The organism is bacterium (genome assembly GCA_020444325.1).
Classification (GTDB): Bacteria; Bacteroidota; Ignavibacteria; order SZUA-365; family SZUA-365; genus BM516.
The window spans coordinates 107,719-124,773 of record JAHLLD010000015.1 but is presented as its reverse complement, the minus strand read 5'-3'; the positions used below and the strand labels follow the sequence as shown (position 1 = coordinate 124,773).

Sequence of the window (17,055 nt, the reverse complement as noted above, 5' to 3'; positions counted from 1 at the left end):
GAAGCGGAAACGGATGCAAGATCAGGAGGCAAAATCACCGCATGAGCGTGAATCGCCTTGCCTGGGTACCCTGCGCGGTGCGAAGAACGAGGAGGTAGCTTCCTGCAGGAAGTCCGTCAGCACTGATCATTATCACATGATCCCCTGCCGACAGCAATCCATCGCGCAGCACCTGCACCTCCCTGCCCTGCAGATCGTAAATCCCGAGATGTACGGCGCCGGATTGCGCAATATGCACGTGGGTCTGGCTGCGTTCGGTGAGAGGATGCGGACTGATGCGGCCCAGCGTGTCAGAATCCGCGCTGAGCAGCCGCGACCCACCCGCGAGACAGTATCCCTCGAGCGTGAACAGTCCCGTAACGTATTCAGTCACGTCGATCGCGGGATGGGAAAAGGTACAGGCTGCGGGACGCAGTGTCGATACGCTGTCGTAGCCGATGAGCACAAGAAAACGCAGCGTCAGCAGGGTATCGCTTCCCCCGGAGAGCATTCCATTGTTTCCGTGGAACACGACCTCACCTGCCGCGTTGCTGGTCCAGCTCAGCTGCATTCCCACGCTGGCGCTGCCCTCGCCCGTCACACCTGTGGGATACAGCATGCTTCCGTCATAATGCAGCGAACCGGAGAACGCCGTCACGCCGAGTCCGGATATGTCGCGTGACAGTAAAATCGGAATGGACACGGTGTCGTCGATACCGCCTGCGGCGTCTGCGGCAGTGATCGTCAGCGGGAAGAGGTCGCCGCGTCCCTCATAGCGCACGGGTACGGACAATGCAACTTCACAGGGTGCGGTTGCCGTCAGCAGCAGCGTATCGTCAATCCATCCCTGGCGATCTGGTGTAAATGTCAGCCGAACGACCAGACTGTCGCCTGGGAGCAGCTGTGCAGGCAACGCCGGCTCTGTCCCTGTAACGCGCAATCCGGGTCCCACCGGCTGCAGCGCCGCGACGGAAACCGGGAAAGCGGAGTTGTTGTACCCGGTGATGCCGACTTCCCCACTCTCCTCACCGATCGCAGCGGAGCCAAGAGGAAGCGGGTTGGCGAAATCGAGTCCCCCGTCGAACACTTCCGCACGCAGAAGGGATCGGAAACTGTGTACCTGGCCGTCGATACGCACATCGCTGCGCAGTTCTGCACTCAGATCTCCCGCATCTCCAGGCCGGGGAGTGAATCGTATGGCAATACGTCGAGAGGCAGCAGATGCAAGCGGGAAGGGCGTCGCCGGTGCATTGACGAAGGAATACCGCGAGGCGTAGGCGCCTTCAATCGCCAGCGCCAGCACTTCCATTTCCTCGCCGCTGTTGTTGTGCAGTTCTGCCTCAGCTTCGCGCGACTGGCAGACAGGGACCTGGAGATAATCCACGTCCGTCTGCACGAAGGGACGCGTGACATCGCCTGAAACGATGATGAGCAGACTGTCTTCACATGGCTGCAGTGCGAGGCGCAAGGTGTCGGTAAAGGGTCCTTCAGCCGAAGGATTGAACTGGAACGGCAGGGAGAAGCCTGTGACCGGCGACAGCACTGTTGCCGCGGAAATGTCGAGTGCATACTCAGCCGGAAGGACCGCCGTATACCGCAGTGCGGCACTGCCATCGTTGCGGCCGTCAGCCGTGAATGATCGCGGACTCCCAAGAAGCACATCGCCCAGAATCACCCTGATCTCCGCCGGCGTCACCTGTGTCACGCGCCACCCCTGCAGAGGCAATTCTACGACCGGCTGCTTGGGTGCATCGGTGCTCACAAACAGCGTGGCGGCCACGGGACCATCGGTCGCTGCCGCGCCGTCGTAGCGAACACGGAATTCCCTGTTCGTACCGGCTGCAATTGTTTCCGCGGACACGACGGGATTTTCAATAGTGTACGCCGCTGCGGAAGGACCGTTGATCACACTGCTTTTCAGTTCCACATTTGCACTGCCGGTGTTCCGCAGGAGCGCCGTGAGCAGTTGGCTCTCGCATTGTGCCAGCGTGTCATAACGAAGCTCCGGAACGGAATACACAATATCACCGTCAATTCCCTCTCCTTCGAGATCAATGCAGACGGTATCGGCACAGGGCTGATCGAACACCAGGCAGATGGAGGCAAAAAAGCTGCCGATACTGTCCGGCAGGAAGGTCACCGGGATATCGAGTACTGCCCCGGTATCCAGCGCCAGGGGAAGCGAGAGAGATGCCGAGAACGGCGGATTCGGTGACACCATGATCTCCGCGAGACGAAGTCCCTGCATATCCCGGTTCCGCACCTCCAGCGTCCGCGTCTGACTCGATCCGGCGACGACGTTTGCAAACAGCAGGGTCGAAGGCACTGTCTCGATGTACGCGCCGCCATAGCGTCCGATCAACGTCACGGTGCTGATGCGCGTGCAGTTGCCAATGACGCTGGTCAGCGTCAGCTGTGCGCTGGCGGACCCCGTGGAGACAGGATCGAAGCGCAGGCGGACCGCAACTTCACCTCCACCGCGCACATAATACGGTGGCTGCGTAAGCACTGTAAACGGTCCGCCGGCTACCTGCATATCCTGCACCACCTCGTCAATCCGGGCAGTATTGCGCAGAAGCAGGACGAACTCCCGGCCCGTCTCACAGTACGGCACATTTCCCGCATCAAGTGTATCCGGCAGCTGCAGACCGTCCTTCTCGTATTGCGCATACAGCTGCACAACACTCAGGGCCCCTTCGCTGCCGCGCAGCAGCAGTTCTCCGCGCGCATCACCGGCTGTCGGCGCCACGGCACAGACCACGAAAATCGCGGAGGCACCGGGCTCAATCTGCACCGCGGTATCCGGGGAGACGCTGAACACCGCGGGGTTCGTTACACTCGCTTCGACGACCTGTACGGATGTCAACGTATTGGTGACGGTAACACTGTCGCATTGCAGCGTGTCACAGAAGGCAAAGATGAAAGAAGCGGTGTCGGCATCCGCCAGCAGTCCCTCGTCCGATATCATCATTCCCAGCGGGAAACAGAGCGTGTCGAGACAGGGGTGCGACAGCACGACGCAGAGACTGCCGGCATAACTCCCGGTGTCTTTCATCATACGCAGCTTCAGTGATACGCGCAGCAGCGAGTCGGGAAGAAGTTCTTTCGGAAGCATGGGTGGCGGATCAAGTGTCAGTGCGCCCGAGACGCCTGACAGATAGATTTCGCCGACCTCGACATCGATACTGTCGCTGTTCTGCACCAGCGCCATAATACGTGCCGTATCGGAAAGAGACCGCACACCGAAATCGAGTGGATCCGGGAGGACGGTCATGGCAGGATGAAACACGCCGGCTTCAAAACGCAGAAGATATTCTACGCTGCAGGGCTCCATCTGTGCCCGCACGACAACAGTGACGACAGTATCGATAGGGAAGTCACCGGTTACGGTCAGCGTGAAACCTCCATCCGGCGGGACGTCGGTCGGCAGGGCATCATGTTTCAGCGAAACAAACGGCGCCCCACTCCCCAGCGTGATATCCGTCAGGTGGAGTGGCGCATCGTGAGGATTCCGGAATACAAAACGCCGCGTCCCCGGCACACCGACACAGAGCGCCATCGGTTTGACCGTATCACCCTCGACCTCCAGTGTACGGACATTCCTGCGCCCGAGAAGATGAACGGTACTTTTCCCGAATACCGTGGAGTCGTTGTGCTGCAGCTGCAGTGCCGCGCGGCTCTCGACATTCGCAGGTGCATCGTAGGAAAGCACAAAAAATACCGAGGAATCCGCCGGCAGCGTGAGTGGAAGCTGCGGTGCAAGCAGACGAAAATGCGAGGGATCGCGTCCGATGATATCGCCGCGATTGAGAAGCAGAGGCTGCTGACCTGCGTTCCGCAGAAGGAAACTGTCAAGAACTGCGTCTTCGCAGATCTGGTCGAAGAATCGCAGGGTGTCGGGATGCTCGGCAAACGGCAGCCTGTCGCTGATCAGCAGCAATGGATACACCAGGGTGTCAGGGCAGGGTTCAGCCCAGGTCAGACGCAGCGCGGTATGAATGCTGTCAGGCACCTGCGCGCGGTAGCGCAGCGCGATGCCGAGTGAATCGCCGGTATTGAACTGCAGTGGAAATCCTGTCGGAGAAAGTATCTGCAAACCGGGTACCGGCGGCCGCAGTTCCAGGCCACTGATGACGATATGTTTCATCCCCGAATTTCTCACCGAAACGATGCGGTCGACATCGATGTTCAGCGGCACGGGACCAATGACGAGCATGGAGTCGGGAAGGACAGTGAACTCCGGAAGCACGCCCTGTCCTTCGAAATACACATCCACCGTGTCGGCGCAGGGACCGAGCAACACGCGAAACGCCGCGGCAAGGGCCGTCGAGTCGGCCTGCTGAGGAATGAATCGTACCGGCAGACGCGTACTTGCACCCGGCGCGATGTACTCCGATGTGTCGGCATCGATGAAGAAGCCGGCGTCGCCACCCAGCATCTGTACGGCGACGATGCGTCCCTCCTGCGTACCGAGATTCTTCACCTCGAGATACTCCGTCGCCTCCTGTCCGACACAGACTTCCTTGAAGTCAACGTGATCCGGTGTGAATTTGAGGGTGTTGCTTTCGATAAAGCCTTCAAAGGGAATCGTCAGGGTTGCGGGACAGCTGGTATCGCCTGCAACGATGCTCAGATCTCCACTCATGGCGCCGTCAAGCGCACCCCCGAGTGCGAACCAGAGTGTATCGATCGTGGCTACGGTATCACCGACGAGATGCGACAGCGGGAAGATTTCTCCTCTTCCGGTATTTTCAACCTTCACGATCATCGGAGCGAGATTGCCATGCGCAACGACCGCGAGTCCGGCGACCGCCGAATCGCCGAGACAGGATGTAGGGAACAACAGTTTCGCATTGACGAGCTGCAGCTCGGAGAGCAGCCGCATACCACGCAAACTGATGGTCCACGGCGTATGATCTGTATCGTTGCTCTCGATGATCATTCTGCTCGCAGGCGGAATCTCCCCGAAATACCCGGCGCCCGGAGTCCAGCGCACAGTGATGTACCGTGTCTGTCCCGGTGCGACAGTAAACGGGAAACTGGTATTGGTCACGATGAAACCGGCGCCCGCGAAAGACACGCCTCCGGCAGGAATCGTGAGATTTCCCGTGCCGGTATTGGTGATCGGTACCTGGATGTTTTTGTAATCCGCGCAGCGCAGGGTATCGAAACTCGCAATGGTCGCGGTACCTGAGATATCTGGTTTCTGCGTTCCGTACCAGCGGTAAATGTAGCCATCCGAAACGCTGGGATAGCCGTCCGTACGCTGAATACCGCCAACCGCCCAGCCAACGGCTTCGTTGAGAAACACCATCTTGTTTACCGGACGGTAGACCTTGTTGCCAAAGGTGAGCGGAGTAAACTTGGCCCAGGTGTATCCCCCGTTTTCGGTATACGCAAACTCGTCGTAGTCGCTTGCAACCCAGCCTTTCAGCGTATCGAAGAAATGTATCCCCTTGTGTCCTTCCGGAGTGGAGCGGAAATTCGGCTGCGCCGGTACCGGCATCCAGTCGATACCGCCATTCTCGGTGACCATGACATGATTGCCGGTCCCCGAATTGTATCCGTTGACGTACGCGTTGTCATCGTCGACGAAGCTTGTTTTCATGTGTGTCGAGTAAAACTCGGTCGCACGGGGGAAGGAAAGATTGATCCACCGGTTGTTGGATGGGAGGTAGCGGAAGTAGGAATTCTCCCCGCCGGAGACATTCCAGAACGTTCCAGAAAAATCTACGTCGGTCAGGGAGAGGCGCACCGGCACGGTAAAGCTGGTCCATGATACCCCGCCGTCCGTCGTGCGATGCACACGGCCCGGTCCCTCCCCGACAATCATTCCTTCCCGGATGTCCTTGAAGACCACGGTGTAACGCGTGCCGTAAAGGATGGGATTCAGCGGCGATACGCTGAACCAGCTGAGGCCGCCATCATTGGTTTTGTACACGAGGCTGCGGTAATCGTCACGCCAGGAAATGAATGCGACGCCCGTGTTGGGAATGGCATACACGTCCTGCGCCCAGGAGGCGAGACTGATATTCAGTGCCGGAGAAAACGCGCTCGCCGCGACGGGATGCCAGGTGGGATCTCCGGTGTGCTTGATGAGAACGCCGGTCTGACCGAGAAGAACGTTGACGTCACCAACAGCATACCCGCGCCCCGTATCGGCCATGGATATCCCCATGAGACCGCGCACGGGCACGGCAATCGGCTGTTCAACCCACTGGCCGAGCTGTTGCGCGAACAACGGGGGTACAGCAAGCAGCAGCGTGAAAAATGTTATGATGAATCGCGGGAACAACGAGCGATAGGGGTTACAGCTGGTTCAACATGTTGCGGCACAGGTGCCGGGGAAATACGGGCGCATCGAATGGTACCGTGCATATTATGGGAATGACGGATGAAAGACAAGTTACATGGACAGCCGGTAGCGGAGCTCAAGGCGTGACCAGATGTAGCCGTCGGCCTGCGAAGGCGAAGGCGCGTCATCGAAAAACATGCGCTCCATCAGCACATGGCCGGTCAGTCCCCTGCCGCTGTCGTATTTCACCTCGAGAATACCCAGCGTACCGATGCCCCCATCGTCGCCCGGCCAGCTGGCACTTGTAGCCGAGACGCTGTAAAGACGCTGCAGCATCGCGCGAAGGGTCAGTGGGCCGCCGATATGCCAGCGGCAGCGCACGAAGGGAGCCATGACATTTGTCCATTCCGCCACGCCGCCGCGTATGGCAATGAGGGTGTAGATGAACGATTCGCTCCATTTCGGCCACCGTGCGAAGAGCGGGGCGAACTGCTGACTGATCGGACTCCCATTGTCCGCATCCCCTCCGCCGGAGTACTGGTACATGCCTGCTTCACAGGTGAGCAGCGGCGCTTTCCGCAGGCCGTTGCCGGCAGAGGACGCACTGGATGGAAATGAACCATCAGCGGGATCGACGGATTCAAAGAGAGGGACCCAACTGGCATATGCATACCAGGACCATGCCTGCTGCGCCATGCCGCCGGGATGCGCTGCGCTGCTGCGTCGACCCAACTGGACATTTGCTTCCCCGGTCACGCGCCAGCGCGGATGCAGCGATCGCGTGTACCGGATCCCGGGCATGTGGTATGTATCCGCACTGCGAGGCACTTCTCCTTCCCCTGCGTCCACTCTCCTTCCCGCAAGCAGATAATACGCATCCAGGTCGTCGTCGTCACTTAACGTTCCCCGGTAATACACACCCACCGCATTGCTTTCCTCCTCGAAAAGCGCACGGTCCACAGCATGGATCACCGGCAGCAGATCTTCTTTCGGCGGTTGATGCAACGCGAAGGCCGTCAGCGTATGACCCGGCTGCGACACCCAATCGGCACGAAGCGCGTTGAAGTAGATGGAACGCGAACCGTCGAGAGGACTCCCATCCATCATCACGAATCCTTCTCCGAACATCATGTTCTGTCTTCCCACGGTGAGTGTGAGAGGCACCGCTTCCGGTTTCCAGCGCAGGTACAGATTGTCGAAGAAGATTTCATCCAGGGTGAAATCACGACCGTCGGGGGATTCATACCAGGAAAAGAACTCATTGCCCAGCGCGGCATGCAGTTCGATTTCGCTTAACGGTTTCCAGGTCGCACCGACGATGGTTCTGTGCCGCGAAAAAAGCGCCTCCCAGCCGTTGACCGGGAACAGCCCTTTGTCCCAGCTCACAAGCCGGCTGCGATGATCGACACTGAAACTGAAATCATCTGTCCCTTGCTGCGCGGTGACAGAGCATGCAATCAGCATGAGAAACGTTGCGACAGAGAAAACACGAAACATGACAGGTAGCTCCGGGAGGTTCGCGAAACCCTGAATATCGGAGAATACTGTCTGATGTACAAACCCCCGCTGTCTCCTATCTCATCGAGCTGAGCTGGAAACAGCGGGGATTCGTCTTACTGTCCGGTGTCGTGAACCTGCCGGTTCAGTTCTCCGGTGGCGGCTTCATGAAAGGCGGAGGCGGCGGTGAAGCGCGCTTCCTGTCGTGTGCATGGTACCATGCATCCTCGAGAAATGGATTTCCGACCGGTGCAAAGCTCTGCGTGATGAGCTGGACCACGGCTTCGACATTGACACGCATGAAATACGCCTGGCCTGCATGCAGTGCGGCTCCCGGCGGATCCATGTAGCCGGTGTCCGGATCGTAGGCAAACACCTGCAACAGGGCACCAGCGGGATTCTCCGCGATGTTCATGAGCGGAACGGTTCCACAGGGACCACCGATCAGATTCCATCCACCGTACTCGTCCTGTAATGTCAGTTCCAGCGCGGTTTGATACGGTCCGCTGATAACGATGGAATCGGGACTGTTGAATTTGATCCAGTATCCCTTTCCGGGCTCCAGCTCGGTTGCTTCCGCATATCCCTGATCCGGAATGTACTCGTAGGCTGTTCCCACGGCGTTCGGGAACACCTCGCCGACGCCATTATCATCCTGCGGGATGGGAATGGACAGCAGGTTCCAGCCTTCCTTGAAGCGAATGACGATGTCGCCGCTCCGTCGTGTCGCACGGAAATCCACACCCGACTTGTCTTCAGACAGGCCGTTAAAGCTCTCTGACGCGGGAGTGAAATCGAAAAACGTGCTCGTCGGCGCGATACTGTAATCACCCGGTATCAGTCCGCTCACGGCGTAGTCGCCGCTGGCATCAGTCCAGGCTTCCGCACTCATCGTTCCGACAACGACCATGCGCACGCCCGCGGCGGGAGCTCCGCTTCCCGTGCGCACCGTCCCGGATATTTGATAGGATTCAGCGGGCACGACGTTGCAGACAATGTTCACGAGGATGCCGGCATTGACGGCATTCCCACCGATGCGCACGTTATCGGTATGTGTCCCGAGGGCCAGCTGGGTGTCGGTGATCTCCACCTTGACGGAATCTTCGTTACTGCTGCCCTGTTCCGGGTCAAGCGTATACCACATTTTGCTGAGGCGATTCGCCGTCCATGACAGCGTCTTTCCACCGACATTCCTGAGGTGGATGTATTGCGGTGCCGGTGCGGGACCACCTTCATACATGTTGAACACCAGCTGGCGAGGTGCCACGTCGAGCACAGGGACGGGGTCCTCGATCTGGAAGGACTGGCTCTGTGCACTGAATTCATTTGATGAGATATTTCGTACCCGGACAATGGCGGTGGTGGTCGGGGGACCGTCAACGGTCCACTGATACGCACCCGGACTCGCAGGCACGGAAGCGGCAAGCGGAGTAAAGGTCTGTCCGCCGTCACGTGAGAGTTCGATACGCACGTTTACGAGTCCGATTGCCGTCCAGCGTATGCTCTGCGTCGATCCGATTTCCCAGCGCTCGCCGCCGAGGGGACGAATGAGCACAATATTCGGTGGGCTCGGCTGTGAAGACGCATCGGCAAAATAGGCGGTGGAGCCACGAAAATCGGCGGTTCCGTCAAAATTATTCCCGGAACGGTCCACATCGTCGCCGTGCATGGGATAGCGGGCAAGCATGCCGCTTTGTCCGCCCTGCATCTCCACGCGATGGTAGTCCGCAATCTGATCATCCGTACGAGCCACCTTCCAGATGCGAACCTCATCGATATGACCGCTGTACCCGTAGGCAGTATATCCGGAAGACCGCGTCCCTGCCGCGGCAATGATGACTGGATCGGTATTTCCGCTGCCGGTACTGGTATAGCTGCGTGAACCGGCAGGAACACCGTCAATGAAAACCGTGGCGATGAAGTTGCTTCCGTTCTGTTCAAAACGAGCGGCAACATGCGACCACGCATTCAGCGGAAGGGCTGCATTACTGGTCGTGGGATTCTTCCAGTCACCGTTCGGTAAGAACATGAGCCGCATATTCGACTTGTTGAGACCAAACCAGTAGTTATAGCGACTCGAGCTGTAAAGTCCTTTCGTGATGAAGGTCTGGTATTGGGTGTTCCCGCCAGACGTCGGTCGAACCCAGCACTCGAGTGTAAAGGGTTGGGTAAGCGTGAGGGCGGCGCGATGCGGAATGGTGAGATGGTCGCTGCGGTCGGGGCCATTCGTGGCGACAAACGCGATGCGCGAATAGAACGGCGCGTCCGGCTTCGTCGCGTATGACACGCCGCCGATGGCTGTTCCGTTTACCTTGCCGTCAACCGACTGGGCATTGCCGTTCATGCGCCAGCCACCCATCATGTAGCGGCCGTGCAATCCGCCGGTCATCGCGAGCGGAATACGGTACAGCAGTCCGGCCGCATTGCTGTAATTCATTGCGGCGTTCCAGATGCGGACTTCATCGAGTCCCCCGTTCCAGTACATCGCAGGACCGGTTTTCAGCCGGTCTGCCCCGATGCGAAGATCAGAGTAATTGTACGCGATATAGCTCTGGGGTGTACTGATAGTCCGGTCAATGGAACCGTTGATGTAAAACACCATGGAGTTCTTGAACGCATCGTAGCTGACGCCGACATGCGTCCAGGTGTTGAGCGGGATGCTGGAACTGCTTTCCTGCCACATTCCCGGATTCGGGGAAAAACGAAGTTTGCGTGCCGACGTCATCCCGAACCAGTAGCCGGTAGCCTCGTCGTTGCCGACGATGGCCATCTTCGTACCACCGGATGTGGGATACACCCAGGCATCGATACTGATCTGCCCGGTATTGGCGAAGTTGAGGTTTAACTGGTCATTGTAGGGAATACTGATATAGGAGGAGCCGCCGAGCTGCAGGAAACTGTTGACATCCGCATACTGCGCCGACGCCATACTGCCCGCGGCGAGCAGGCCTATTAATACGAGTATGCTGCGTAGATTCATGGTACTGTGCTTCCGTCAAGTGAACATGAGTGAAAAATGCCGCCCGCGGGACAGGTGTTGTCCCGCGGGCTGGCTATGGAACGTTGTCGATGCGCTACTTCACAAGCGTCATCGTACGCGACTCGAGGCGTTCACCGTACCGCAGAACGTAGCGATAACTGCCAGCGGCCAGTGCAGCGGCGTCGAAATGCACGCTCTGCACACCGCTGCGTATCAGCAGCTCAGACGACAGATCCACGACCTCCCGTCCCAGCAAATCAAAGATGCGCAGTGATGGACGCTCCTTCGAAAGAATCGTGCCGAGATCCAGATCAATAACCGTGGAGGGATTGAACGGGTTCGGATAATTCTGCGAAAGCATGAGCGTTCCGGGACGGTGTACAGCCTCAGCACCGAGCACCATTTCCATGTTCACTTCAACATCGGCTTCGGCATTGTACACCGGGGAGCGGACATAAATCATGCCGCTGTACTCACCCGGTTCGAGTACCTGTGTATTGACGGACACTTCGACTTCCTGCTCACCCTCGCCGGCAGCGGGGACGAAAGAAAGCCAATCCACATTGGTTGACAGAACCCAGCTTGCCGTCGCATCCCCCTGCGGGGAGATGGTCAGCATTTTACTCGGAAGCGGGTCCTTGTTGTTGACCATGAAGCTCATGGGATTGGGGGTCGCCATGAAGCTCAACGGAGCAGGATCAAAACCGACCTCCACGATAATCTGTCCCGTTGCAAACTGTGTTTCCACGCTGGTCTGCCCCATGACATCCTCACCGTCCACCATCAGTTTCGTGATGCGTCCGGGGAGATTTTCCGACCAGCTGAGAATGACACCGGAAGCGTCAATCCCTGCCTGGTAGCCTATGGTATAGGTTTCCGTCATGGGAGCAGATGGCCAGGGACGATAATCGGCAAGTGAGCCGAGTCCGAGCTGTGATTTGCCCGGTGTGCTGATACAGCGTGCATCGAAGATTTCATTCGGTGGCAGCGGCGGCAGCTCCGATTCTTCGAGAGAAGGGTCGAGCCCCGTGGTCGCGCCTTCACGTGACCCGAGAACCACGACCTGCTCGCGGCCCTGACTGTTCGAAACGGTCATTTCCAGGGATACGCCCCGGAACTCCTGCGCGGCCGCGGAAGCGGCCAGCAGGAGAAAACCGAGGACGAGTATAGTTGTGTATTTCATTTTATCACTCTCCTTTATTTGACGATCGACAGTGTACGGGAAACAACGCCTGCTGCTGATTCGAGGCGACAGGTGTACATGCCCACAGGGACGAGGAGGCCATTGGCATCCAGGCCGTCCCAGGTCGCGACATGTGAGCCAGCGGTCTGCGTCTCGAGAACGAGCGTGCGCACTTCGCGGCCAAGCATGTCATACACGGTCAGTCGTACCGTTCCGTCCTGTGTCAGCGAATAAGGAATAAACGTCCGCGTTGACGAACGGAAGGGATTCGGATAATTGCTGCCGAGCGTCAGCTGCTCGGATGCCGGGGCGACGCGCGTGCGCAGTTTGAGCATGCGTTCACCCGTAACATCGATCAGCATATGATCGCCGGCGCTGCCGTCAAACGTATGCAGCAGCCTGTCGTTTTCGTCCCGCACCTCGATCGTCGCACGTTGTGCTGCCGAAGGCAGGGAGAGTACATGACGTCCACTTCCGCGGATCGTCACGATGTTTTCACCAGGGAAGAGGAACTGCGAGCCCTGCGCGGTACGCAGGTCGAAAGCACCTGCAGGCGGGACCTCGGGAAGTGTGAGGTCCTTGCGCATGGCGTCATCTGCTACCGTCCCACTGATATACAGTGGTCGTGTCTGGCCCTCTCCGTTCTGAAGCGTCAGTATTCCGGCCAGGTCAATGGCGGAAACCGTACGCGCATACGCCGTACCCCCGCCGCTGCCACGTACACCACTGGTGGACAGTGTCAGCTTGGCGTCAGGATCAAGGCGCACCCAGTAGCCCTTGCCGGGCTCAACCTGGGTGGGAACGATATAACCCTGCGAGGGATCCCATCCGAAGATGGACTTCATGCTGCCGGCAGGATTCTGCTGAATGCTGCTCACATCCACCGCCGAGGCGAGTGATCCGATGAGATTCCAGCCGTAGCCATAAGGCTCACCGATTCCACTCAGTCCCTCCAGCATCAGGGATGGCTTCGAGAGTCCTATTAGGATTTGATCGAAGGGCATGCCCTTCATCCAGTAGCCCTCACCGAACACCATGTTTTCAGCAGCGATGTATGCACCCTGCTCGGTATCGAATCCGTAAAGGCGCAGATTCGGATCCTGGAACAGTGTCGCGACGTCAGGACTCTTCAGTGCAAGCGGTGTACTGACGAGTTCCCACTCGCCTTCGTGGCGGAGCACGAAGCGCTCGGGGTCTCCATCGCCGTCAGGAACAGGAGGTGGAACCCGAACCGTGACGGTGTCCTTCTTCTGCTCGTCGTTTTCGTTCTCATTGACAACGACGATTTCACGATCGCGCGTCGGCTCGTCGGGATCGGGGCAGATGCGCACGATCAACACGGAGTCACGCTGGATGAATTCGCGAATGCGCGTCGGGACATTCTCACCCGTCTGGGATTTCTGGAACAGTTTGAGGTTGTACGGATTGTAGTACGGACGCGGTTCACCGGTCTGGCGATCGACCACACGCAGCTTCAGACTGATGCATGGCCATTCGTCGTTGTTCACGTCCTCTGTGGTGACAATCACTTCATTCTCTTCCGTCGGTTCAGGACAGCTGGATTCCTTCACTTCGATGGTGAAGATGTAGGATCCCTCATCCTTGAACGTGAAGCTGGATTCCGAGCGCATGTCGATACTGCCGCTCACGCCCTGAATCTTCAGCGTGTAGCTTGCATTCGGCGACGCTGCAGGGGGATCCCACCTCATCTCTACCGGAGCGGTGCCGCCAGTCTGCACGCGTCCCTGGTAGGTGTGCGAGCTCTTGACCGCACGCTGATCGGTGGTGCTGCCCTGTGATCCGGCAATGTTGATGAAGCGGATATCGAACGCCGTGGGAGGCGGAATCGGCGGGAGATCCACCTGTCCGGCTTCCAGTCCATCACCTGCGCCGGTCAGCATACCATAGGTCATCTCAACCTCGTTCTGACGGGCATTGGTGAATTTCAGGATATGCCTCCATTCCGTCATCGGCTCAGGCGTGCAGGGTTTCGGGCGGTAGTAGGCGATAAGCCGCTTACTGCGCCACATGGTGACCTGCAGAGGATTCGTGGTGGATGTGGTATCGCCGCCCCAACCAACGAACGTGTAGCCCTGTGGCGGTTTCGCCTCCGCCGTCAGCGTACCTCCGATATTTGTTGCCTGTCGTGCGTCGAAGGGACCACCGGGTCCTTCAGGATTTATCACCACCAGTTCGGCCTGTCCACTGCTGATGGCCTCGATGACCGGATAGACGGAGTATTCGCCCGGTTCGGAATTCGGGCCGAAACTGACATCCGCAGGATTTTTCTGTATCTCTCCGAGATCGCCAGTGAATCCGAGGAAGGAATACCCCGGTGGTGTCTGGTAATACATCTGAAACATCTGTGGCGTATTTCTGTCCATACCTGTCGAGAAGAGGTCAAACTTCGGATGCGGCCGCATGATGATTTCTCCGGGCAGCGGCTGCACGAGCTTGAGCTTGATACAGTTGATACAGAGATCGGGGACTTTGAATCCGGGTTTCGCCACCGTGCGGCTGACCTCGAGTTCATACTCACCGAAACTGTAGTGTCCGCCTGAGCGATCCACGAAGTCCCATGAAATGGTCTGCGATATCTGCGATTCCACTCTGATCAGGTACTCACCATCAGAGGTCAGATTCAGCGTCGCAACACCACCCAGGGTGGTGCCATTGATGTAAGTGTTCTGTCCGACGCGCTGCGCACGCAGACGCGGGACGAAATCGGAGCCGTCTTTGGGACGCACCTTCAGCGTCACACGCTCGCCGAACAGCTGGTTCGACACGTTGATGACGGTGATGCGGTAGAAGTCCCATATCGGAACGAACCACGTGAATTCCGCCGGATACGGTGAAATGGCGATTGCGCCATCGAGCGCATAGGTTTCCATTCCCGGACCCGAGGAAGTCAGCACGGTCGGATTCGAAGGTGAATTTGGTTCGTTCGCGTCGTAGCAATAGGCAGTATCTGCCGGGGAGGCGGGACGCGTGGTCACCGACGCGGGAGTCGAGGGCGTACCTCTATTCCCGTTGAACTCGCCAACGATGCGAAAGCGGTAGGTTTTGTTCGGCTGAATGACCGTAGAACCGCTGCCGGAAGCGTTCGGTACCTTGTTGATGTGAACGCCAGTCCACTGATTGATATCCACGCGGAAGGGTCCGAGTGTGAAATCGCCGAAGGAGAGTTCCTTCCAGTTTCCGGCACTGGCCTCGTATTCAATGTGAGTATCCGCATCAAGCATGTTGTATTTCACACGCCAGCGCAAACCGATTGCGAGAGCGGGTGACACCGCGAAATTCCCCGGCGCAAGATCCGCCTGCAACGTCGTGTTGTTGGAGAAAATGTCCGGCGGATTATTCGTGAACACCGCCTCAACATCCTTCGCCGCATTCGCGAACGTGCTGCTGAATGCATACGACGGCAGTTCGTTGCCGTAGTAGTCAATATTGGTAACACTGTTATTTTCACGCGTCACCTTCCAGTGGTCGAAATACCACCACTGTCCCGACTTGAACACCTTGCTCGGGGCAACGATGCGATGGCAGTAATCGTAATCCATCGGAATACAGGTTGGCGTATTGCGATTGACGGTTCCGATGCCATCACAGTTGCGGAACGACAGCGTGACGCCCGTTGGCGTACTCGAGAAGCAGCGGGTGGTCACGGCCTGCAGCTTGTTGATCACGCCGGTATGCACCGGAGTCGCCAGGCTGTTGCCATTCGTATAGTTGGTGACCATGATGCCGTCCCATCCCTTCATGGTACCGGAACGAAGGTACGCCGAGGTTGTACTCTGGCAGTTGACATTACGGATGCCACGGTACGACCAGTTGCAGTTGTCGCTGCGATACTCGTCAGGGGCACCCCAGAGATGTCCGATCTCATGCGCGATCACATTGCGCTGCGGAGCGCTGAACGGATCCAGCTCCGCCTGCCAGTACTGCGTATCGAGCGTGAAATACACTCCTTCAAAATCGGTGCCGCCCCAGATGACGCCGTTGGCATGCGGCCAGACAGCTTCATCGTACGTGGGCTTGTAACAGATGAAACCGCAGATCGCATCGTCTGCATCATAAGCTTCACGGATGCGCTTGTTGTAATACCAGCCCCAGCGCAGTCCGGCCCCGGCCCATTCCCAGTTCGGCGGCAGGTCCCACGGTGTCGGTGGTGCGACTTTGATAACACATTGCGGGATATAGGAATCTTCACCGATGGAGGTGGGCTCACCGTTCACCTGGGCGCCGGAGGAATACGGACTGTACAGACGCCAGAGTGTGGTTACCGACTTTCCGTATCGGGCCACGAAACTGGACCAGTAATTCATACCGGCGATATAGAAGTTCCGGTAGCGCGTGTAGATCAGTGACGACCAGTTCCACGTGCCGGTACCGGATTTACTTTCCACAAAAAAACTGGTGTGTACGACAAAGCCGCGGATCGCGGTGCGTCGCAGCACTGCATCCTCGGTCCCGCCAATGGCCGGGATACCGCCATTGAGTTCACGGGGTGACTGCATGTCCGTCGTCGGCCAGTCCATGCAATCAAGCGGCGGTTCCAGCTCCATTTTCTTCTGAATCTCGAATTCCCGCTCGCGGATCGCTTCCTTTTCCTCATCCGTGAGTGGACGTTTGATGAAATCCAGATATTCGACAATGGCCCTGTCAGCGTCATTTTCCGCTGCGAGCATCTGGTTCGGATCGTGATTCATGTCGAACTCCGCCGAGGAATACGACAGTGTCATCACGCCGATGCTTCCGGTTGCGGTTGACAGCTGTGTGGAACGCACGGCTTCGCGGGCGCCTTCAGGTACCCACGCGAGCATGCGCTGCGGCGAAGTGATAATTGACACGACTGCGCCGTTTTCAACGAGCGCGTCACGCAGATCAATTGCCTGGTCGATATCGGCACAGTTGGTCTCGATAACTGCCAGGTCCTGGTCCTGCACCACCGTACCCGGCAGGGCTGGAGCAGGGTTGTCATACCCTGGCTGCGGAGCCTGCGCGAACGCAGATCCCGACAGGATCATACATGCCAACAGGAAACCCTGCAAGCGTATCCATTGTCTCATACCGTCTCCTTTCATCTATCTATAAAGCGGACGTCGTATTCAGGCCAATACA

At 58.0% G+C, this 17,055-nt stretch carries 5 protein-coding genes; all 5 read right to left on the bottom strand.

What is annotated here, in order from left to right:
* Positions 1-34 precede the first annotated feature (34 nt).
* The 5 genes from KQI65_16425 to KQI65_16405 all read right to left on the bottom strand — a co-directional run bounded on the left by KQI65_16425 (position 35) and on the right by KQI65_16405 (position 17,003).
* Positions 35-6,220 carry a choice-of-anchor D domain-containing protein gene (locus KQI65_16425; protein MCB2206331.1) on the bottom strand — a complete coding sequence of 2,062 codons (6,186 nt, stop codon included), beginning with the start codon at positions 6,218-6,220 and terminating at the stop codon, positions 35-37.
* 165 nt (positions 6,221-6,385) lie between these two features.
* Positions 6,386-7,771 carry a hypothetical protein gene (locus tag KQI65_16420; GenBank protein ID MCB2206330.1) on the bottom strand — a complete coding sequence of 462 codons (1,386 nt, stop codon included), beginning with the start codon at positions 7,769-7,771 and terminating at the stop codon, positions 6,386-6,388.
* A gap of 145 nt (positions 7,772-7,916) precedes the next feature.
* Entirely contained in the window at positions 7,917-10,751 is a 2,835-nt protein-coding gene (locus tag KQI65_16415; GenBank protein ID MCB2206329.1) for a carboxypeptidase regulatory-like domain-containing protein, read from the bottom strand.
* Positions 10,752-10,845: 94 nt separating this feature from the next.
* Positions 10,846-11,934 (bottom strand): hypothetical protein, encoded by a 1,089-nt coding sequence (locus KQI65_16410; GenBank protein MCB2206328.1) that lies wholly within the window; start codon positions 11,932-11,934, stop codon positions 10,846-10,848.
* A 14-nt stretch (positions 11,935-11,948) separates the two neighbouring features.
* Positions 11,949-17,003, bottom strand: a complete 5,055-nt coding sequence (locus tag KQI65_16405; GenBank protein MCB2206327.1) for a T9SS type A sorting domain-containing protein — start codon at positions 17,001-17,003, stop codon at positions 11,949-11,951.
* Positions 17,004-17,055: the final 52 nt, after the last annotated feature.